This window comes from Fulvimarina manganoxydans (genome assembly GCF_900176465.1).
Classification (GTDB): Bacteria; Pseudomonadota; Alphaproteobacteria; order Rhizobiales; family Rhizobiaceae; genus Fulvimarina; species Fulvimarina manganoxydans.
Genome location: NZ_FWXR01000015.1, coordinates 30745 through 50523, shown reverse-complemented (window position 1 = coordinate 50523; position 19779 = coordinate 30745). Strand labels below are relative to the sequence as shown.

General features: G+C 64.8%; 17 protein-coding genes. 10 read left to right on the top strand and 7 right to left on the bottom strand.

What is annotated here, in order from left to right; genetic code table 11:
• Positions 1-65 precede the first annotated feature (65 nt).
• Positions 66-1217 carry a PQQ-dependent sugar dehydrogenase gene (locus B9A15_RS15275; RefSeq protein ID WP_084411285.1) on the top strand — a complete coding sequence of 384 codons (1152 nt, stop codon included), beginning with the start codon at positions 66-68 and terminating at the stop codon, positions 1215-1217.
• A 108-nt stretch (positions 1218-1325) separates the two neighbouring features.
• Here B9A15_RS15275 and B9A15_RS15270 read toward each other — a convergent pair whose 3' ends face one another.
• The 3 genes from B9A15_RS15270 to ubiE form a co-directional block, all read right to left on the bottom strand.
• Positions 1326-1697 (bottom strand): hypothetical protein, encoded by a 372-nt coding sequence (locus B9A15_RS15270; RefSeq protein ID WP_084411283.1) that lies wholly within the window; start codon positions 1695-1697, stop codon positions 1326-1328.
• 189 nt (positions 1698-1886) lie between these two features.
• Positions 1887-3473, bottom strand: a complete 1587-nt coding sequence (gene ubiB, locus B9A15_RS15265) for a 2-polyprenylphenol 6-hydroxylase (RefSeq protein WP_084411281.1) — start codon at positions 3471-3473, stop codon at positions 1887-1889.
• 65 nt (positions 3474-3538) lie between these two features.
• Positions 3539-4318, bottom strand: a complete 780-nt coding sequence (ubiE, locus tag B9A15_RS15260; RefSeq protein ID WP_084411279.1) for a bifunctional demethylmenaquinone methyltransferase/2-methoxy-6-polyprenyl-1,4-benzoquinol methylase UbiE — start codon at positions 4316-4318, stop codon at positions 3539-3541.
• A gap of 189 nt (positions 4319-4507) precedes the next feature.
• Here ubiE and mutM point away from each other — a divergent pair, with 189 nt between their 5' ends.
• Both mutM and B9A15_RS15250 read left to right on the top strand, forming a co-directional pair.
• Entirely contained in the window at positions 4508-5401 is an 894-nt protein-coding gene (mutM, locus tag B9A15_RS15255; protein WP_084411277.1) for a bifunctional DNA-formamidopyrimidine glycosylase/DNA-(apurinic or apyrimidinic site) lyase, read from the top strand.
• A gap of 134 nt (positions 5402-5535) precedes the next feature.
• Positions 5536-5718: a hypothetical protein gene (locus B9A15_RS15250; RefSeq protein WP_084411274.1), complete on the top strand. Its 183-nt coding sequence runs from the start codon at positions 5536-5538 to the stop codon at positions 5716-5718.
• A 27-nt stretch (positions 5719-5745) separates the two neighbouring features.
• On the opposite strand, the gene B9A15_RS15245 is transcribed toward B9A15_RS15250, so the two are convergent.
• Positions 5746-7098, bottom strand: a complete 1353-nt coding sequence (locus B9A15_RS15245; protein ID WP_170923322.1) for an HlyD family secretion protein — start codon at positions 7096-7098, stop codon at positions 5746-5748.
• Between the two features lie 628 nt (positions 7099-7726).
• Here B9A15_RS15245 and B9A15_RS15235 point away from each other — a divergent pair.
• From B9A15_RS15235 to B9A15_RS15215, 5 genes are all read left to right on the top strand, one after another.
• Positions 7727-9196: an FAD-dependent oxidoreductase gene (locus B9A15_RS15235; RefSeq protein ID WP_084411268.1), complete on the top strand. Its 1470-nt coding sequence runs from the start codon at positions 7727-7729 to the stop codon at positions 9194-9196.
• Positions 9193-10569 (top strand): MFS transporter, encoded by a 1377-nt coding sequence (locus B9A15_RS15230; RefSeq protein ID WP_084411267.1) that lies wholly within the window; start codon positions 9193-9195, stop codon positions 10567-10569. Before B9A15_RS15235 ends, B9A15_RS15230 begins: the two co-directional genes overlap by 4 nt.
• Positions 10569-11381, top strand: coding sequence for a thioesterase II family protein (locus B9A15_RS15225; protein WP_084411266.1), 813 nt, complete (start codon positions 10569-10571; stop codon positions 11379-11381). The genes B9A15_RS15230 and B9A15_RS15225 overlap by 1 nt, the downstream gene beginning before the upstream one ends.
• 304 nt (positions 11382-11685) lie before the next feature.
• Positions 11686-11976 (top strand): acyl carrier protein, encoded by a 291-nt coding sequence (locus tag B9A15_RS15220; protein WP_084411265.1) that lies wholly within the window; start codon positions 11686-11688, stop codon positions 11974-11976.
• Complete coding sequence (locus B9A15_RS15215; RefSeq protein ID WP_084411263.1) at positions 11976-13166, top strand: beta-ketoacyl-[acyl-carrier-protein] synthase family protein; 1191 nt, start codon at positions 11976-11978, stop codon at positions 13164-13166. Before B9A15_RS15220 ends, B9A15_RS15215 begins: the two co-directional genes overlap by 1 nt.
• Positions 13167-13294: 128 nt before the next feature.
• Here the strand turns inward: B9A15_RS15215 and B9A15_RS15210 are convergent, their stop codons facing one another.
• The 3 genes from B9A15_RS15210 to B9A15_RS15200 all read right to left on the bottom strand — a co-directional run bounded on the left by B9A15_RS15210 (position 13295) and on the right by B9A15_RS15200 (position 16771).
• A complete protein-coding gene (locus tag B9A15_RS15210) occupies positions 13295-14731 on the bottom strand; it encodes an efflux transporter outer membrane subunit (RefSeq protein WP_139798415.1) in 1437 nt (478 codons plus the stop codon).
• A gap of 94 nt (positions 14732-14825) precedes the next feature.
• Positions 14826-15650 (bottom strand): ABC transporter ATP-binding protein, encoded by an 825-nt coding sequence (locus B9A15_RS15205; protein WP_084411261.1) that lies wholly within the window; start codon positions 15648-15650, stop codon positions 14826-14828.
• The gene (locus B9A15_RS15200) at positions 15647-16771 is read right to left on the bottom strand and encodes an ABC transporter permease (protein ID WP_084411260.1); all 1125 of its coding nucleotides are present in this window, start codon (positions 16769-16771) and stop codon (positions 15647-15649) included. Before B9A15_RS15200 ends, B9A15_RS15205 begins: the two co-directional genes overlap by 4 nt.
• A gap of 447 nt (positions 16772-17218) precedes the next feature.
• On the opposite strand from B9A15_RS15200, the gene B9A15_RS15195 reads away from it, so the two are divergent.
• Together B9A15_RS15195 and B9A15_RS15190 are read left to right on the top strand one after the other, a co-directional pair.
• On the top strand, positions 17219-17665 hold the full coding sequence (locus B9A15_RS15195) for an acyl carrier protein (RefSeq protein WP_170923321.1): 447 nt from the start codon (positions 17219-17221) through the stop codon (positions 17663-17665).
• Positions 17662-19779: an AMP-binding protein gene (locus tag B9A15_RS15190; protein WP_084411257.1), complete on the top strand. Its 2118-nt coding sequence runs from the start codon at positions 17662-17664 to the stop codon at positions 19777-19779. The genes B9A15_RS15195 and B9A15_RS15190 overlap by 4 nt, the downstream gene beginning before the upstream one ends.

Genomic DNA, 19779 nt, shown 5'->3' with positions numbered 1-19779 from the left:
CAACGCCCCGCCTGCCGAGCGCGGGGCCAAATCGCGATCCGACACATGCACCGATGAGGCATTTCATGACGAAGATCACCCCGACCATCGCCGCGCCCTTCATCGGCGCGGTTCTTCTCTCCACCACCGCGCTTGCCCAGGAGGGCTTCACCATCAATGGCGGCGACCAGGCCGTCTCGGTCACGCCGGTCACCGAATTCGACGAACCCTGGGCCATGACCTTCCTGCCGGACGGCACCATGCTCGTCACCGAAAAGGGCGGCACGCTTCTGCATGTCACGCAAGGCGGCGAGAAGACTGAGGTGTCCGGCGTGCCCGCTGTCGCCTATGGCGGCCAGGGCGGTCTCGGCGACGTGGTACTCCATCCCGACTTTGCCGAGAACGACATGGTCTATCTGTCCTATGCCGAAGAGGGCGAAGGCGGCTATGGGGCGGCGCTCGCCCGCGGCACGCTCGATCTGTCCGGCGACAGCCCGGCCCTTCGCGATGTCAATGTCATCTGGCGCCAGGCGCCCAAGGTCGACAGCCAGAAGCATTACAGCCACCGCATCGTCTTTTCACCGGACGGCATGATGTTCGTCACCTCCGGCGAGCATCAGGAGCAGACGCCGGCGCAGGACATGGACACCAATCTCGGCAAGATCATCCGTCTCAATGACGACGGGAGCGTGCCGGACGACAATCCGTTCCAGGACCAGGGCGATCTCGCTCGCCAGTTCTGGTCGGTCGGCCATCGCAACATGCTCGGCATCGCCTTTGACGGCGACGGGCAGCTCTGGGCCCATGAAATGGGACCGCGTGGCGGCGACGAACTCAATCGCATCGTCGCCGGCGAGAATTATGGATGGCCGGTCGTCTCCAATGGCGACAATTACAGCGGATCGCAGATCCCCGACCACGACACCAATGACAGCTTCAAGAAGCCTGAAGTGTCCTGGAATCCTGTGATTTCACCGGCCGGCTTCGTCATCTATGACGGCGAGATGTTCCCCGAATGGCAGGGCGACGGCTTCATCGGCGGCCTGTCGAGCAAGGCGCTGATCCGCGTCGGCTTCGGCGAGCAGGAAGACGGCACACTCGGCGCCGAGACCGAACGCTTCGATATGGGGGAACGCATTCGCGAGGTCGAACAGGGCCCCGATGGCGCGCTCTGGCTTCTGGAGGATGGCGACGGCGGCCGGCTTCTGAAGCTGACCCCGCAAGAGGACGCCAGCTGAGAGAAAGGGGCTTCTCGATCGGGATGGTGGGAATGAAATGGAGCGTCGCCCCTCGGGCGGCGCCTTTTCTGTCGACGCGGGCCGGCAGCTTTATGCGCCGCCGAGGCCTCAGGCGCCAGGCTTCTGCCAGACTTCGGCGCCAAGCTTGGCGCCGCCATGGACGACCCAGGTGCCGGACAGAGATCCGTCGCCCCGCAGATCATAAAATGCGACGCCCGGCCGCGCATTGTCCGGCTGATAGACGACCGCCAAACGCCCGTCGCGGAAAATCCCCGTCCCTTCGGTGCGATCGGAGCCTATGGTCCAGGTGATCCGGTAGGTTTCGCCTTGCGGCTCGATTACGACCTCGCCGCGATACTGACCCTGATTGCTAGGATTGCTCCCCACAACGTCATAGCGCCCGCCGATCTCCGCCGCCTGGATGACATAGGTCGACGCGACGAGGCAAAGGCCCGTGGCGAGGCCGAAGAAAGCGCGCATGATGCAACCCTCACAGAGAGAAAATCCGGCGCCGTCGACGAAGACAATTGCCAGCCGGCTCGGCGAAGAATCGCATCATATCGGGTTGGTGACAAGGAGTGGCGTCGCTGATTCTTCTTCGAAGCCTACGTCAAAAGAAGCGCTATCTGCCATTGAACGGCGGCTCGGAATGTCTCCAGCACTATACGATCACCCAAATGCCAATGAAATCGCGATCGAGACCAGTGAGATCGCGATGATCCATTGGGCGAGACGGCCGGACATGATCGATGCGCGTTTTTCGGTGGCGAGATCCTTCAAGGTGTCGTCGTTCAGCCTGATGCCGTTTTCGATAAGATCGGGCAGCTGGATGGACAGAACTTCGAGCCCATGCGCGAGATCGGGCACGCGTCTCAAAAGCCTCAGTGCAGCCTGTGCCCCGTCGCGGGCCTCGCGCAATTTGGCGGCCGGCCCGAGCTCGTTGAGGATATAGTCCGAGACCACCGGCTCGGCGGCCACCCACATATTGAACTTCGGATCGAATGAGCGGGCAACGCCTTCGACGACGACCATCGTCTTCTGAAGAAGCACCAGCTCGGGACGCGCCTCCATGTGGAAGAGCTCGGTGACCTCGAAGAGCAGCGAGAGCAGATGCCCCATGGAGATGGTCTCGGCCGGCTGGCCGTATATCGGCTCGCCGATCGCCCGCAGCGCCTGGGCAAAGCTCGCAACGTCCTGATTGCGCGGCACATAGCCGGCCTCGAAATGGAGTTCGGCGACGCGGCGATAGTCACGCCGGATAAAACCATAGAGGATTTCAGCCAGGAACCGTTTGGAATCGGCCGACAGGCGCCCGACGATCCCGAGATCGACGGCCACCACATCGCCATTCGCCGCAACGAACAGGTTTCCCTGATGCATGTCGGCATGGAAGAAGCCGTCGCGCATCGCCTGGCGCAAAAACGACTGGACGACGGTGACGGCGAGCTTCTTGGTGTCGTGGCCAGCCGCCTCGATCGCCTTCACATCGGCCATCTTGATGCCGTCGATCCACTCCATCGTCACGACGTCGCGGCCGGTGCGCTCCCAGTCGATGCGCGGCACGCGAAAGCCGGAGTCGTCGGCGAGATTCTCCGCCATTTCCGAGGAGGCCGCCGCCTCCAGCCTGAGATCCATCTCGATGCGGGTCGACTGGGTCAGGGTCTCGACGATGGCGACGGGGCGCAGGCGCCTCGCCGAGACGAAGAAGCGTTCCAGAAACTTGGCGATGAAGGCAAAGGCGTCGAGTTCGCGGCGGAATTGGGCGCGCACATTCGGCCGGATCACCTTGACGGCGGCAAAGCGCTCGGTGCCGTCGTCATTGCGGATACGGGCCTTGTAGACCTGGGCGATCGAGGCCGCGCCGACGACATCGCCCAACTCGATGAAGAGCTCGTCGATCTTGCGCCCGAGCGTGACCTCGATCTCGGAAATGGCGAGTTCGGTCGGAAAGGGCGGCACCTTGTCCTGGAGAAGACCGAGTTCCGTCGCAACGCCAGTCCCAACGATATCGGGCCGGGTCGCCAGAAACTGGCCGAGCTTCACATAGGATGGGCCGAGCCGGTTGAAGGCGCGCGAAAGATTGTCCGAACGCTCCCGCTTGGAAGCGGACCGCCGCTCCAGAAGCCGCGCGAAGCGATAGGCGAGCATCGGGCCGGGCGGCAGACCTTCGGCGGGAAAGGATCCGACCACGCCTTCGCGGGCCAGCACAAAGGCCGCGCGAATTAGGGCGAGCGTACCGGAAATGGGATTGGCCACGATCCGTCAGCCCCACATCGCCCGGGCGCCCACCGGCATTGCGATCGTCGAAAGTCTCATGGCCTTCAAAGCTTCCAGCCCGAATGGATGGCCGCGATGCCGCCGGTCAGATTGCGATAGGTGACGCGCTCGAAGCCGGCCCTCTCGATCGCGGCGGCGAAATTGCGCTGGTTGGGGAAGCGCCGGATCGATTCCACCAGATATTCGTAGGATTCGCGGTCCTTGGCGACGCGCTCGCCGATGGCCGGAATACCGCGGAACGACCACGCGTCGTAAAGCGCGTCGAGCCCCGGAACGTCGACCTCGGAAAATTCCAGGCACAGGAAGCGCCCGCCCGGCTTCAAGACGCGGAAGGCTTCCTCCAGCGCCGTCTGGATGCGCGGCACATTGCGGATGCCGAAGGCGATCGTATAGGCGTCATAGGCGTTGCCAGGCAGGTCGAGCGCCTCGGCATTGCCCTCCAGAAAACGCAGATTGTCCGAAAGGCCGCGCTTGATCGCCCGCTCGGCGCCGACGCCGAGCATCGAGGCGTTGATGTCGACCACCGTCCCCGTCGCGCGCCGACGCGTCGCCTCGACGATGCGGAAGGCGACGTCGCCCGTGCCGCCGGCGACGTCCACGAAGCGGTAGGACGGGCGATGGGCGGGTGCGAGCCAGGCGACCATCGCATCCTTCCAGGCCCTGTGCAGACCGCCCGACATCAGATCGTTCATGATGTCGTAGCGCTTGGCGACCCGATGGAAGACCTCGTTGACGCGGCCCTGCTTCTCCTCGCGCCCGGAGACCGTATCGAAGCCGTAGCTGGTCTCCATCGCATCCGCATCTCTCGCGCGGCTGTCGGACATTGAGCGGCACCCCGTAATTGTTTGCATCCGGCCCGATGACGATATGGGCATTCGAACGCGACGACGCTTATCTTGCGTGACGCCATTCGTATGGCGGGTCTAGCTGTCCGATCGCCGCATGGGCAAGCGCATCAGAACCCGATACGGCGCGAAGGCCGATCGCGCTGCGAAATGAGGACTTAAACGACCATGCCCGAATTGCCAGAGGTTGAGACGGTTCGGCGCGGGCTTTTGCCGGTGATGGAGGGCGCGGTGTTTCAGCGCGTCACCGCGAACCGGCCGGATCTGCGCTTTCCCTTGCCCGAAAGATTGGCCGAGCGCCTGGAGGGAACGCGGATCGAAGCCTTGAGCCGGCGCGCAAAATATCTTCTCGCCGAAACCTCGGCCGGCCTCGTCCTCGCCATGCATCTCGGCATGTCGGGTTCGTTCCGCATCGAAGCCGATGGGGCAAGCGAGGTGCCCGGCGAGTTTCTCTATCCGCGCAGCGAAAACCGGCTGCACGATCACGTGCGCTTCGACTTGCGTCATCCGGACCGGCCAGGTGCATCGGTCGTCTTCAATGATCCGCGCCGCTTCGGCTATATGACATTAATCGAGCGGGTGGGGCTTGCCGATCATCCCCATTTTCGCGCCCTCGGCATCGAGCCGACGGGCAATGCCCTGTCGGGGGCGTCTCTGGCGCCGCGTTTCGCCGGGCGTGCTGCCCCCTTGAAGGCGGTGCTGCTCGACCAATCGGTGATAGCCGGGCTCGGCAATATCTATGTCTGCGAGGCCCTGTGGCGGGCGCGCCTATCACCGCGCCGCTCTGCCGGAACGCTTGTGAACAAGGCGGGTGGCCCGACGCGCCGGCTGGACGAACTCGCAAGCCACATTCGCGAGACGATCGCCGATGCGATCAAGGCCGGCGGCTCCACCTTGCGCGACCATCGCCAAGTCGATGGCGATCTCGGCTATTTCCAGCATAGCTTCGCCGTCTATGGCCGGGAGGACGAGCCCTGCCTGCGGCCATCCTGTCGCGGCGTCGTCAAGCGCATCGTCCAGTCGGGTCGCTCGACCTTCTTCTGCCCCCTCTGTCAACGCTGAGCCTTTGTCCCCACCGAGCGGAATGTCCGACCGCGAGCGTCAGCGATGTTGCTCGGCAGTCCCTTCATCTGGATCAGCGAAATTCCGGTGGCTATAACGCCTCGATCGCCAATCATGAGGGGCTTTGAAGGATCGTGTTCACGCTGATCGTCACCAGCATCATCTATGCAGCCGGGCCGCAGGAACGGATCGAGGCCATCGATACGGCCAGCATCGCGGGTTTCGAGACCGTCGAACTCTGCGAAGCGGCGGCCAAGACGATCGGGGGGCAGGCGCTCAACGTCGAACGCCAGGCGGTCTGCGTGAAAACTCGCTGATCGCGGCGGCGGCGGCAAGACAATCCGTCAGGGCTTCAAGAGAAGCATGAGATCGGCATAGGGGTCTTGCAGGCCATCGCTATGGTGATGCCCCCTTGGGTGCCGATCGTCATGAGAGGCCGCACTCTCGACCGAGCCGATGAGAAGCGGATCGAGATCGGGCAGGCTCTCGCCTTGCGTCGTCTGACGCAGCGACATCGCGATGGTCTCGATCGCCGGAGCGCTTTCGATCACCTCGGACACCTCGCTCGAGTCCTCCTCGCTGCGTGGTATGCTCCCGATGTCGATCATCACGTCGACCCGCAGATTGATCGGCAGCTTAACGCCTTCAGGCAGGCTGACGATGACATCGAGGACACGCGTATCGCGCAATTCGGCCGGATCGTCGGCCGTGATCACCTTGGCGCCGAGGCGCGGGCTGATGCGCAGAACCGTGCCGGTGAGCGTGCGCCCGCCAAGAGCGGCCGCCGTGATCGTCGCGCTCTGCCCGACGGCGACGTTGGAGAATTGGGTCTCGTCCACCTGGGTGCGCACCACGAGACGGGAGGTGTCGGCGATCTGCAAAACCGGGGTCTCGATCTGGGCGGTGATCGCCTCGCCCGGCTCGCGATAGACGCGCAGCACCACCCCGTCGACGGTCGCGCGCACTTCCGACAATTCGAGCGCGGCTCGTGCCTCGTCGAGCTGGCTCTTGGCGAGCGCTTCCTCGCCGCGCGCCGCCTCGATCTCTTCTGGGCGCGATCCCTCAGTGAGAATCGCCAGCGCCTCCTCGGCGTCGGCCCGCCTCTCGCGGCCCGCCTTCAGCGCGGTTTCGGCCTCGTTGAACGCTTCCCGCGAGACCGCGCCCTGACCGACAAGCGCTTGTCGGCGCCGATATTGTTCCTCGGCAAGGGCGAGATTGCCCAGTTCCAGCCGCAGTCGTGCCTCGGCCTGACGAACCTCTTCGTTTCGCGGGCCTTTTTCAATCATGGCGCGCTGGGCGGCCTTGATCCGCAGCGTCGCTTCCGCTTGGGCAACGCGGGCCTTTAGATCGTCGTTCTTCAGGGAGGCGACCAGTTGGCCGCGTTTGACCCTGTCGGCCTCCTTGACCGAAACCATGGAGAGAACGCCGGGAATACCCGGTGAGAGATCAATGGCCCCCGATTCCGGCTCGACCACCCCCAGTCCCGCCACGAAGCCGCTGCCCCGCGGCTGCTGACCCTCATCGAGTTGCGCAAGGAGAATGCCGCCGGCCGGCGAGCGATCGAGGATCGAGCCTGTCGTCAGCCGATCGAGGCGCAATCCCGCGACACCGTCATGGTCGAAAACCGCCAGAGCGATGGCCGTCGCGGCCACGGCGGCGAGCTGCCTTGTGGCGACCGCCTTTTGCTTCGCACTCATGCGCGTCCCCATCGGATAGCGGCGGCAGATCCCGAGCAAAGTCCGGCAAAGCCGCGCCGGTCGGTCCAAGGCACTCGACCAAATCCATGCGTCATGCTGCCCATCCGCACCTTTGAACTGAAGCCACGCGGCCTCGATACCCGTCCGCTTCGGCGGCTTTCCGTCCACGGACCCGCCAGGGCCTGAAGCTCGCATCTCATGGTTAACGTCGCGTGAAAGACGGCGAATCCTCGCCTGCATTCGGCGAAGATCTTCGATGGAAATCGTCGACAATTTTATTTCAATTTTACCCTGCGATTTACCATCCATCTACGCGACATCTGCTCATTTTAAAAATTCGTTGAGAATAAACCGCACGTGGACTATGGGTTCTCTTTAGAGATTAACGAGACATTAAGCATGACGGTGCGGTGCATGTCGTCGACATCCAGCCCCGAGCCGCCATCCCCAAGCCGATTGCGGTGCCGCCCTCGGATGGAAGCCGGTCGGTCGGAGCCGCTGAGGTCCTCAGCGTCCTCAAGGCCCCCTCCCGCCCGGCGGCGGACAGCCCGGCAACGCCTCGGCGCCTCCCGCCCGCGAAGGCTCGGTGCAGCATCTTTTGACGCCAGGACGAGAGGACAGAGCCCCAATGCCATCCCGAACCGCCTCTTCCTTTCAGGGCCAGAAGATCGTCATCATCGGCGCCGGCCTTGCCGGAACGCTCTGCGCCATCCTGCTCGCCCAGCGCGGCGCGCGCGTCGAACTGATCGAGCGCCAGGATTTCGAGCCGGGTGCCGATTACAGCAATCGCCGTTCCTTCAATCTGACCATATCGAGCCGGGGCGCGGCGGTTCTCGAAGCGGCTGGATTGTGGCCGCGCATCAAGGCGCGGACGATCCCCATCACCGGCCGCATGTGCCATGACGGACGCGGCATTCAGAAGTTTCCTTACGGCCGCGACGAAAGTTTCGCGCTCCATGGCTGCCGCCGGGCCGACGTTAACGCCGAACTCGTGGCGGCCGCCCGAGAATACGAGACCGTCACTCTGCGCAGCGGCTACACGCTGGACGGGATCGACAAGCGCAGCGGCGCGGTGACGATCTCGCCGGTCGCCGGCGGTCCGTCCGAGACCATTTCGGACGCCGATTTCACCATCGGCGCCGATGGCGTCTATTCGACCATGCGCCGGCTGATCCATCGCGGCGAGCGGGCCGACTTCAATCAGCATTTCCTCGACTGGAACTATCGCGAGGTCTTCGTGCCGGCGGGCTCCGACCCCGATCATCCCTGGGTCATGGATCCCAACGCTCTGCATATCTGGCCGCGCGGCGATCTGATGATGTTCGCCCTGCCCAATCCGGACGGCTCCTTCACCGGCAATTTCATCTATCCGTCCGACCGGGAGACCGACTTTCAAGTGCCGGGCCTAATGGGCGAACTCTTCCGCCGAGAATTTTCCGACGTGGCCGGTCTCCTCGCCAATCCGGAAGAGACGCTGAAGGCGACGCCCCCCTCCTATTTCCCCACCCAGCGCAACACCAAATGGTATTACGGGGACAAGTTCGTGCTCCTCGGCGATGCGGCCCATGCCACGGTGCCCTTCTACGGCCAAGGCATGAATTCGGCCTTCGAGAGCACGGCCGAACTGATCCGGTGTCTTGAAGCCGTGGAGCCTGTGGCCCGCGCCAAGGCCTTCGCGACCTATCAGGCCAAGCGAAAGCCGAACACCGACACGATCGCGGACCTCTCCATGACGAATTTCGAGGAGCTGCGCTCGAATTTCAAACATGTCATGCCGAAAGCGCGGCGGCGCGCGGAAGTGCTTCTCAACCGCCTTTTTCCGGACCATTTCGTACCGCTGCATGTGCAGATTTCCCATTCCCTGACCGACTATCGCCAGGCCGTGGACGACTGCGCCCGCCGCGACCGGATGCTGCGCTGGTTCGGGCTCGACATTCTGATCCTGGGATTTGCGGCGATCGACCTCGTCAGCCGGGGCATTGCCCGCCTCTCCGCCGATTCGGCGGCCGATTTTTCCGACCTCTCCTCGGCCATGGGCGAGACGGCCGAGACCAGCTTTGGCCTTGCCCCCACGGATTCGATGGAGCGCCGGGCATGATGGCCTTCGCCGTTCTCATCGGAGGCCAGCTTCTCTCCTTCATCGGCACGACGCTGACCGCCATGGCGGTTGGCATCTGGGTGTTCGAGGAGACCGGCTCGCTCGTCTCCTTCGCCTGGCTCCTGATCCTGACCCTCGTTCCGGCGATCCTCATCCTGCCCTTTGGCGGCCTTATCGCCGACCGTCTGCCGCGAAAGCCGGCGATGATCGTGGTCGAATGCCTGTCGGTCTCGACCAGCGCGGCGGTTCTCGCCCTGATGGCCTCCGGTCGCCTGGAGATCTGGCATCTCTTCGTCCACGCCGCGCTCAACGGCGTCGCGCTCGGCCTTCAGCGCCCGCTCTATGAAAGCACGACGCCGCTGATGGTGCCTAAGGAACGTCTCGGCTCGGTCAATGGGATCGTTCATTCGGTCGCGGGGCTCGGTCAGGTTCTGGCACCGGTCATGGCCGGAACCCTGGTCTTCACGATCGGGCTCGAGCGCGTTCTGATGCTCGATCTCGCGACTTTCCTCTTCGCGCTTGCCTGCCTTCTCGCCGTTCGCGTGCCCAATCCGCCCCGCGAGGAGAAGGCGGCCGGGGAGAATTCAGGCCGCGCCTTTTTCGAGGATGTCGCAAAAGGCTGGCGCTTCGTCACCCAGCGGCCCGGTCTTCTGGCGCTTTTCGGCTTCGTTACCTTGCGCAACTTCTTCTTCGCCACCTGCGAAGTCGTGGTGATGCCGCTGCTTCTCGTCGTCACGACGCCGGAAAAGGCCGGGGCCGTGCTCTCGGCCGGCGGGCTCGGCGTTATCGCCGGCGGTCTTGCCATGGGCTATCTCGGCCGCAGCCGCCGCCTCGTCACCTGGATCATCGCCGCCCAGGGCCTGACGGGCATCGCGATGATCGTCGGCGGCATCGTCACCGACCTGACCGTCATCGCCGTCGCCCTGTCGCTTGCCTTTCTCGCCTTCCCGATCGAGGAGGCGAGCAGCACGACCATCATGCAACGCAAGGTGCCGGCCGCGCTTCTCGGCCGCGTCTCCAGCGTGCGCAACATCATGGCCATGAGCGCGCCGCCGCTTGCCATGATCATCGCCGCGCCGCTGGCCGGCGAGGTCTTCGAGCCGATGATGCAGGACAATGGCTCGCTCGCCGGCAGTTTCGGCCTGTTCATCGGCACCGGAGAAGGGCGCGGCATGGCGCTGCTCCTCTTTCTGTCCGGGCTCTTGACGCTCGGCCTCACGATCCTGGGGTTCTTCTCCACGCGGCTGCGCAATCTGGAAGCCGAATTGCCGGATTACGAAGCCTATCACGCCGGCGAAGAGAGACGGTCGGGATCGGTGCCGGAGGTCTTTGCGCCTGACCTCGTCACACCCCAACCCATGGGGACACGCTGATGCGCCGCCCGGCCCTATCGCTTTATCGCCCGCTGGAAGGTGCCCGCGCCCGGATCGTCGCCTTTCCCCATGCGGGCGGCGGTGCATCGGCCTTTCGCGGCCTCAAAGCCGCGCTGGCGCCGCTCGCCATCGAGCTCTGCGCCTTGCAGCCCCCGGGCCGCGAGAACCGGCTGTCCGAGCCCTTCCATCGCACAGCTGAGGCGGCCGCCGAGGAATTCGCCGAAGCGGTTTTGAGCCTTCCCGCCTGCCCGACGGCCTTTCTCGGACACAGTCTTGGCGGCCTCTTGGCCTATCTGACGGCGCAAAGGCTCGAGGGCACTCGGGCACTGCCGATCCATCTCGTCGCCTCGGCAAGCCGCAGCCCGGCGCTGCCGCGCAATGTTCACCTCCTTCGCGACGACGACGATCTCACCCAGCACCTTGCCGATCTCGGCGGACTGCCGGAGATCATTCGGGCCGAGCCGTCCCTTCTCGAAATGTTCGAGACGATCATCCGGGCCGATCTCAATATGGGCGAGACCCACAATCCTCGGATCGACACTGCGCTCACCTGCCCGATCAGCGTCTATAGTGGCGAGAGCGATCGCCTCGTGCCTCCCTCCAGCGCCAGCGCCTGGCAAAGCCTGTCCCGCCAGCCTTTGCGAACACGCCGCTTTCCCGGCGGCCATTTCTTTCTCTACGAAGCGCCGGCCCTCGTCGCCGAGGCGCTGGACTCCGACCTTGGCTGGTCGCGCGCGTCCGATCCCCTCTTAAAGGAGCGAGAAACGGCCTCGCCATCGCGCATCAGGGTTTCGAGCCATGCCCATTCATGAGCGCCCCATGAGGATCAACCATCTTCCTTCACCAAACCCGCAACCTCCGACAGTTTTCGCTCTGTCTTTGAGCGCAGAGCGCGTAAACTGATCGTGTACTCGTTAAGTATCCGCCTCCTTCTTCATCAGGCATCGATTACGTTTTTGCCTTCGACGAACCATGGGACGGTTTCGAATTGATCTTCGAGTGAACCGCGACTGAAATCGGTCGCCCCTTCGCTCGAAGCCATTGTCATCCGCAAGACGCAGACCGGAAGCTCGTAGAAGGTTTCGGCGTCTTACTTCAAACAAGAAGGATCATACGATGTCCGATGTTTCGCAGCGACTGATGCAGCTTCTGGAGAAGCAGACCGGAAAGTCCTTCGCCGACCTCGACCCGGCCACGGAATTCGAGGCCATGGGGATCGATTCCTTCGACTTCATCGAGCTTCTCTTCCTGATCGAGGACGAGTTCGGGGTCGAGATCGACTACCGGGCCAATGATGTCGCGAGCCGCCTTAAGCGGGTCGGCGACGTCGTCGCCATTGTGGAGGAACGGGTCGCGGCCAAGGACGAGGGCATGATGATGGGCGCGCTCCCGGCCGCAGCCTCCTGATGCGCCGCGTCGCGGTCACCGGCCTCGGCGTGATCGCGCCGGGCGGATCTTCGGTCGAGCCGTTCTGGGATGGGCTCGTGGCGGGACAAGCGAACAGCGCCGAGGCGACGGCCCTTCCCGGCAGCGGGTTGCGGGTCGCGGAGATCACCGACAACGCCTTTCTGAACGCCTTGCCCGTCAAGGCCGCGGCCCTCGACCGCAATGCGCAGCTCGCGGTTCAGGCCGCAGGAGAGGCCCTCGCCATGGCCGGCATTTCGGCCGAGACGGTCGATCCCCAGCGTGTCGCCGTCGTCATCGGCAATGGCGGCGCCGGCCTGACGACGTTGGACGAGCAATTCAAGCGCCTCTATGGCGATCAGCAGACCCGGCTGCATCCGCTCGCGGTCTCCAAATCCATGTCGAGCTCGGCGGCCAGTTGGGTGTCGATCGCCTATGGCCTGCGCGGCCCGACCTTCGTCATCGCCAGCGCCTGCGCCTCCGGCAGCCACGCCATCGGCATCGCCGCCGATCTCGTGCGCGGCGGAATCGCCGATGTGGCCGTGGCGGGCGGGGCCGAGGCGCCGCTCGGCGCCGGCACGATCCGCGCCTGGCAGAGCATGCGGATTCTTGCGCCCGATCTCTGCCGCCCCTTCGCCAAGAGCCGTGGCGGCCTTCTTCTGGCCGAAGGCGCAGGGATGCTCGTCATCGAGGCCGAAGGCCATGCCAAGGCCCGCGGCGCGCGAAAGCTCGCCGAGGTCGCGGGCTTTTCCTCTTCAGCCGATGCCAGGGACATGTTCGATCCGAGCGAGGACGGCATGGCCTTCGTCATGCGGGACGCGCTCGCCAGAGCCGGGCTCTCGCCGGCCGATATCGGCTATATCAATGCCCATGGCACCGGCACGCAGGCCAATGACGCGGTCGAGACGAGGGCGGTCAAACGTGTCTTCGGCAAGGATAGCGCGCCGCCGATGTCCAGCACCAAGAGCGTGACCGGCCACAGTCTGGGCGCGGCCGGCGGCATCGAAGCCGTCGCGACGGTGCTCGCCATGACGCGCGGGCTGCTGCCGCCGACAGCCAATTACGACGAAGCTGATCCCGAATGCGATCTCGACTATGTGCCGAATGTCGCGCGAGAGGCGCGAGCCGGCGCGGCGGTCTCGAACTCCTTCGCCTTCGGCGGCCTCAACGCCTCGCTCGTCTTCACGGCCTGAACGCCGGGCACGCCTTCTAGAGTGAAACGCGACCAAGTTGGGTCGCATGTTCACTCTAACCTCTTGTTTGTCGTAAGCCGTGATCCAAAAAGTCGATCAACTTTTTGGATCACGGCTTACTCTATAGGTCAGCGCGCCCGCGCCACCCGCTGCGGGTTGGCCCGGCCGGGGCCGGCGAGACCCCGGCCGACGGCGACGTTGAGATCGATGAATTCGCGCGCCACCTGCCGTTTGATCTCGGCAAGCTCGACCGCGGATTCGAAATAGCGGCGCTCGGCATCGAGGGCCTCGAAAAGCGGCGTCACGCCGCCCTTATAGGCGGCCTGGGAGAGATCGTAGCTGCGTCTTGCGGCCGAGACTTGGCTGGCGGCGGCGTCGAAGGCGCGCTTTTGACGGGCGAAGGTGACGAGCGCGTTCTCCACCTCCTCCACCGCCTTCAGAACGCTCTGGCGCCAGGCGATTTCCCGCGCCCGCGCCTCGGCTTCGGCCACCCCCACATTGGCAGTGAGGCGCCCGCCCTCGAAGATCGGCAGGCGCAGGGACGGGCCGAAGGACCAGGTGTTCAAGGAGCCGCTCTTGGCGTCGGTCGAGATATAGCTCGGCGCAATGCTGCCATTCAGCGAGATCGAGGGGAAAAGCTGGGACCAGGCATAGCCGATATCGGCGGCCGCGGCCTGGAATTCGAGTTCGGCAACCCGCACATCCGGCCGGTTGCGCAGGAGATCGGCGGGGACCCCCACATTGACATCATAGACCGGCAGCGGCTGGCCGCCCTCGGCCTTCAGCACCGGGAGCACCTCGCTTGCCGAACGGCCGACAAGCGTCGCGGCGCGATTGGCCGCGCGGCGGACATTCGCCTCCTGGATCGGGGCTTCGGCCTCGGCGGCGGCGAGTTCGGTTTCGGCCCGTGCGACGTCGAGACCGGAGGCTAGCCCCTCGTTGCGCTGGGCCCGGACCAAGCCAAGCGTGCGGCGGAAAGAGGCGGCGCGCCGCTCGGCGATGCGTGAGAGTTCCTGAAAATAGCGTGTGTCCACATAGGCGGCGGAGAGATCCGAGACGAGCGCGAGCCGCGCCACGTCGAAGCTCGCCCGTGCCGCCTCGCTCTTGGCCTCGGCCGAGCGGGCCTGGCTATAGACCTCGCCGAAGAGGTCGATCAGCCATTTGGAGGTGAACTCCGCCCCCTTGGTGACGACCTCGCCATCCACGGTCCGCATGGAGCCGACTTCCCGCTTCACCTCGCGCTTGGCGCCCAAGGTGACAGTCGGAAAGAAGCCGGCATTGGCGCTCGTCACCCGTCCATCGGCCGCCGCGATACGGGCTTCGGCCTCCTTCAGTCCGAGATTGCCGGAGGCGCCGAGGACGATGAGGCGCGTAAGGCCTGGATCGCCGAAGGCCTGCCACCAGTGATCGGCCGCCATCCGGCGCGGCTGACCGATCGAACCGGTGTGCTCGCTATAGTTGACGAGAAGCGGGATCGTCTGCTTCTGCGGCACGTTCGGCCCGAAATTGCACCCGCTCAAGGCGAGCGCCGAACAGGCGGACAGAAGGGCGAGGAATGGCTTCATGGTCAGAGTTCCCGAGAACAGCCCGGCGCACCGGCAGGCCGGCCGCGCGATCGCTCCCTTCACCCATGACAGGCGTTGAATGATAATTCGTTAACTATGAAAGCGAAGAGATCCGAGGGCCCTCTTGGCGCGCGCCGGAGCCACCGCGGCCGTCGCCACTCGCCGCCCGCCGCGCCTCGATCAAGGCGGAAAGCGTCGATCGCAAGGCGTTGCTCTTCGGCCGCGCGGGGCCCCGCTCCTCGACCACCCGCCCGTCCTCGATGGTGATCTCCCGGTCGACCATCGGTTCGAGCCGGTGATCATGGGAAACGAGGACGACGATCCGGCCTTCCTTCACCGCCAGATCGCGCAGGATCTGGGCCACCGCCTGGCCGTTTTCCGTATCGAGAGCGGCGGTCGGCTCGTCGGCGAGGATCACCGGCGGATCATGGGCGATGGCCCGTGCGACGGCAAGGCGCTGGCGCTGGCCGCCCGAAAGCTGTTTCGGGAAATGGTCGGCCCGATCGGCAAGGCCGAATTCGGCGAGAAGCGCCTTGGCCCGCTTTTCGGCAGCCCCGCGATCCATGCCGATGATGTCGAGCGGGGCGGCGATGTTCTCCCAGGCTCTCAGGCTCGAAAGCAGATTGAAAAACTGGAAGACGAAGCCGATCCGGTTGAGCCGCATCGCCCGCAGCCGCTTCTGGCTGAGACCGGTGGTGGGCGTCCCGCAGATGCTCACCTTACCCTTGTCCGGCTCCTTCATGGCGCCCATGAGTTGGAGGAGCGTCGTCTTTCCACTGCCCGAGGGACCACGGATCAGCAGAACCTCTCCGGGCTTTGCGGTGAGCGAGACCCCCCGCAAGGCCGGCGTTGCGAACTCGCCCTTGCCATAGGTGAGGACGGCATCCTCGACGATGAGGCTTTCAGGGGTCTGGATCATCTGAACACGCTGGTGGGGTCGATCGTATAGAGCTTTCGGATCGCGAGAAGCGAGGCAATCGCGCAGAGGGCGAGCGTCAGGATGCCGATGGTCGCGATGGCGAGCGGAGGCAACAGGACGGCCGCGGGCGACGAGGCCGAGGAGGCGGCGAGAACCGAGGCGATCACCGCCGCGACGGTAAAGCCGATGCCCCCCGCGATCAGGGACTGGGTGAGGACGATGCGGTTGAGATAGCCGGTTCCGGCGCCGATCGCGGTGAGGGTCGCATATTCGGCGAGGCGCTCGACCGTTGCCGAATAGAGCGTCTGGGCGACGATGATGACGCCGACGAGACCGCCGAGCGCCGCGCCCATGATGAGGGCCGAGCCCGCGCCCGTGGTCAAAATCCAGTATTGGCGCGTGCGCGAGGCGAAATCGCTCGTCGTCAGCACCTCTTCCTTGGTCAGAACCGCGCCGAGCCGCTCGGCGAGCGCGGCGGGTTCGACGCCGGGCTTGGCTTTCACCAGCATGTAGCTCGCGCCGCCATGCTCCACATTGGTGTAGCGCAGAGCGTTGTTATAGGAGGTGAAGACGTAAGGGGACTGGGTGAAGGTTCTGACCCCCGAGGTGAAGCCGGCGATGACCGCCATCCGCTCGACGATCTCGACCCGATCGCCGAGTTTCGAGACGCCGAGCTTGTCGGCATAGAGCCGATCGACCATCACCGCATTGGGGGCAAGAAGGGCGTCGCGTGATCCTTCGACGATGTTCCAGGGCGCGGCCATGCCCGTGCGGGGATCGAAACCGACCAGGATCACCGATTCCATGCCGCCATCGGGCCGCTTCCAGCCGCTGAACTGGATGACGACCCGGGCGACGGATTCGACACCGTCGACGGTGAGGGCTCGGTAATAGGCGGATTCATTGAGGAGGCCGGACTGGTCCACATTGCTAGTGCCGCGCGCCATGATCCAGACATCGGCGCCGGCATTCTCGACGAGCCCGGCGGACGTCTTCATGAAGCCGAGCAGCATACCCGTCTGCAGTGAGATGAGAACGACGGCGAAAACGATGCCGATCACCGTCGCCGCGAAGCGGATCGGGTCCTGACGCAGGTTCCGCCACGCCATCAGCGTGGTCATCAGCTAAACCTCCGGCACGTGACTTTGAAATGACGGCGCAAGAGGCGCGCCCTGTCCCAAAGTCAAAGCCGAGTTGACGGCTCGCCGCAAGCCAAACGACAGATCAATCTGATCCCTTAACGTCAATTCGTAAAACAACGGTTAACAGTCGGCGCATCCTTCGACATCGGCTGCCGCCTTCATTACACTTTTATGACCCGATTTCCTCAAATTGAACCACGAAGAAATCGTTCGCAATTGCTTAAAATGCTTTCGATCCAGGTGAATGACATGCTTCCAGCACGAGAAGGACTTTCTTCACGAGGGTGGGCTAGATCATGAGTCTCTTCAATTTTGGCGGCGGAGACCAGAACGGTGTCATCGGCGAGACATCGATCCATCGGGCGCATCAAAAGAGCGCATCGTCATCCCGCCGGGCGGGGATCGCGGATGCGAAGGGCGGCTGCGATGCATGACGCCCGACAGGACCTGACGGCCTATTTCGCCTCGCTGCTTCGCCTGCCGGCCGATCGGATCGCGACTGACGCCAATCTTCTCGATCTCGGCGCCGACTCGATCATGCTGATCGAGGCCCAGAGGCATGCCGAGACGCGGTTCGGCCTCAGCATTCCGATCCAGCGCTTCTTCGAAGATCTCAACACGATCGACCGGCTGGCCGCCCATATTCGAGACACCGCCACCGCGCCGGTTCCCGCACAGGGCATTGAGGAGGACGACGCGCGCGCAGCGCGCCTCGCGCCGCCGCGAAGAAGCCTGGAGCCGTCCAGCTCGGTGCGTGCGCTGATGCAGGCTCAACTGGCGCTCGCCGCCGAGACCATCGAGGCGCAGAACCGCCTTCTCCTCCAACGCCGCCGATCGGCGCGAGAGACAAAGACTTCGGAGCAGCCTCGATGACCGCGCGGACCGCCGAAACCCTCCTCGACATCATGCTTTCGCGCGCGGCCGAGCATCCGACCGATATCGCCTATCGCTTTCATCGGTTCGGGGCGAGCGAGACGCAGGACGTCCTCATGGACGACCTTGCCCGTTCGGCGCGTGCGATCGCCGAAACACTGACGCGGCGTGGGCTTTCCGGCGAGCGCGTCATTCTGGCCCTTCCCCACGGGCCGGATTTCATTCGCGCCTTCTATGGCTGCCTTGCGGCGGGCGCCGTCGCGGTGCCGGTGCCCATGCTGAAGCCCGGCAAGGAGGATCGACGCTTCGAGGCGGTGCTGAAGGACGCGCGACCCGCCCTCGTCGTCGTCGATCAAGCGGCCCTCGAACAGGCCCGTTCTGTCGTGGACAGGGTCACGCAGGATGGCGGCGCGAGCGCGCAGGTCGCGACCGTCGATCAAAGCGAAGGCGATGCGGCCGGGTGGCAAAGACCGGATGTGAGCGCCGATACGCTTGCCATTCTCCAATACACCTCGGGCAGCACCGGCGATCCCAAGGGCGTGATGATCACCCATGGCAATTTCGTCGCCAATGCCAAGCTGATCCAGTCGGCCTTGCGCGTGACGGCGTCCTCGACAGGCGTTCTCTGGCTGCCCTTCTATCACGATATGGGCCTCGTCGGCGGCGTCGTCATGCCGATGTATGCGGGCGCTACCGTCGATCTGATGAGCCCCCAGGACTTTTTGCGCGCGCCGATACGCTGGCTGGAGGCCCTCGCGGAGCGCAAGGCGACGATCACGGCGGCGCCGAATTTCGCGCTGGAGCTCTGCTGCGATCTTGCGAGCCCGGAGGCCCTCGCCGGCCTCGATCTCTCCCATCTCAGCTGCCTTTTGACCGGCTCGGAGCCGGTCAATGCCAACACGGTCGAGCGTTTCATCGCGACCTTCGGATCTTATGGGTTCCGCCGGGATGCCGTCCTGCCGGCCTATGGTCTCGCCGAGGCGACACTGCTGGCGACCGGCACGTTGCGCGACAAGGTCGGCCCGACGATCCGGGCCTTCGACGGCAAGGCGCTGGAAAGCGGCCATCCGGCGGCGGCGCAAGGGAACGCCCCATCTCGCCGCCTCGTCGGCAATGGCGCGCCCGAAACCCGCGTCCGCATTGCCGAGCCCGAAACCGGCCGCCCGCTCGGCGAAGGCGAGATCGGTGAAATCTGGCTCACGGGCGAGAGCATCGCCAAGGGCTATTTCGGCAGGCCCGAACTCTCCTCCCATGGCTTCGGCGCAAGACTCCTCGGCGAGCCCGAGGCCGGCCCCTTCTATCGCACCGGCGATCTCGGCTTTGTCGAGGGTGACGATCTCTTCGTGACCGGCCGTATCAAGGATCTCGTCATCATCAGGGGCCGCAACATCCATCCCCAAGATGTGGAGGAAAGCGCGACCCGCAACGAGCCGCGCCTGTGGACCGGCGGCTCTGCGGCCTTCGGTGTCGATCGCGGCGCGGGCGAGGAGCTGATCCTCATCGTCGAGGCCGGCCGCAGCAGCGTCTCGGCCTTGAAGGACGAGGCTTCCGGGTCAGCGCTCGCCGCCGATCTCGTCGCCCGTATCGTCGAGGCCCATGAGGTCATGCCGGCCGAGATCGCCATCGTGCGACCGGGCCGCATTCCCCGCACCACCAGCGGCAAGATCCGCCGCTCCGCCGCGCGCGAGGAATGGCGGGAAAGCGGCTTTGCCGCCGGCCTCATCCATCGCTGGACGCGGCCCGAAGGCGATGGCGCCGGCGCATTCGCTGGTCCCGTGATCGGCGAATGCCTCACCCGGCAGGATGTCGAGGCCTGGCTTCTCGCCCGGCTCGCTCATCATTCGGGACGCCCACCCCATCAGATCGCGCTCGACGAGCCTTTCGCGAGCTATGGTCTCGACAGCCGCACCGCCATCGAAATGATCACCGCCATCAACGGCTTGAACATCGCGAGAACCGTCGAGCCGACCGACCTTTACGATCATCCGACGATCGAGCGCCTTCTCGACCATATGTTCGACCCCGAGGCCGCCCAGCCGGCCGAGACGAAGACGGACGAAACGAGCGATCTCGAAACGGAGGCCGCCGCCCTTCGCGCGTTGCTCGACGCATGA

Excerpts from the sequence above, each read along its gene's own strand:
- B9A15_RS15245 (WP_170923322.1), bottom strand. The coding sequence starts at position 7,098 with ATGAGTGCGAAGCAAAAGGCGGTCGCCACAAGGCAGCTCGCCGCCGTG.
- B9A15_RS15230 (WP_084411267.1), top strand. The coding sequence starts at position 9,193 with ATGATGGCCTTCGCCGTTCTCATCGGAGGCCAGCTTCTCTCCTTCATC.
- B9A15_RS15200 (WP_084411260.1), bottom strand. The coding sequence starts at position 16,771 with ATGACCACGCTGATGGCGTGGCGGAACCTGCGTCAGGACCCGATCCGC.
- B9A15_RS15225 (WP_084411266.1), top strand. The coding sequence starts at position 10,569 with ATGCGCCGCCCGGCCCTATCGCTTTATCGCCCGCTGGAAGGTGCCCGC.
- B9A15_RS15195 (WP_170923321.1), top strand. The coding sequence starts at position 17,219 with ATGCATGACGCCCGACAGGACCTGACGGCCTATTTCGCCTCGCTGCTT.
- B9A15_RS15235 (WP_084411268.1), top strand. The coding sequence starts at position 7,727 with ATGCCATCCCGAACCGCCTCTTCCTTTCAGGGCCAGAAGATCGTCATC.
- mutM (WP_084411277.1), top strand. The coding sequence starts at position 4,508 with ATGCCCGAATTGCCAGAGGTTGAGACGGTTCGGCGCGGGCTTTTGCCG.
- B9A15_RS15270 (WP_084411283.1), bottom strand. The coding sequence starts at position 1,697 with ATGCGCGCTTTCTTCGGCCTCGCCACGGGCCTTTGCCTCGTCGCGTCG.
- B9A15_RS15205 (WP_084411261.1), bottom strand. The coding sequence starts at position 15,650 with ATGATCCAGACCCCTGAAAGCCTCATCGTCGAGGATGCCGTCCTCACC.
- B9A15_RS15190 (WP_084411257.1), top strand. The coding sequence starts at position 17,662 with ATGACCGCGCGGACCGCCGAAACCCTCCTCGACATCATGCTTTCGCGC.
- B9A15_RS15210 (WP_139798415.1), bottom strand. The coding sequence starts at position 14,731 with ATGAAGCCATTCCTCGCCCTTCTGTCCGCCTGTTCGGCGCTCGCCTTG.
- ubiE (WP_084411279.1), bottom strand. The coding sequence starts at position 4,318 with ATGTCCGACAGCCGCGCGAGAGATGCGGATGCGATGGAGACCAGCTAC.
- B9A15_RS15275 (WP_084411285.1), top strand. The coding sequence starts at position 66 with ATGACGAAGATCACCCCGACCATCGCCGCGCCCTTCATCGGCGCGGTT.
- B9A15_RS15215 (WP_084411263.1), top strand. The coding sequence starts at position 11,976 with ATGCGCCGCGTCGCGGTCACCGGCCTCGGCGTGATCGCGCCGGGCGGA.
- B9A15_RS15220 (WP_084411265.1), top strand. The coding sequence starts at position 11,686 with ATGTCCGATGTTTCGCAGCGACTGATGCAGCTTCTGGAGAAGCAGACC.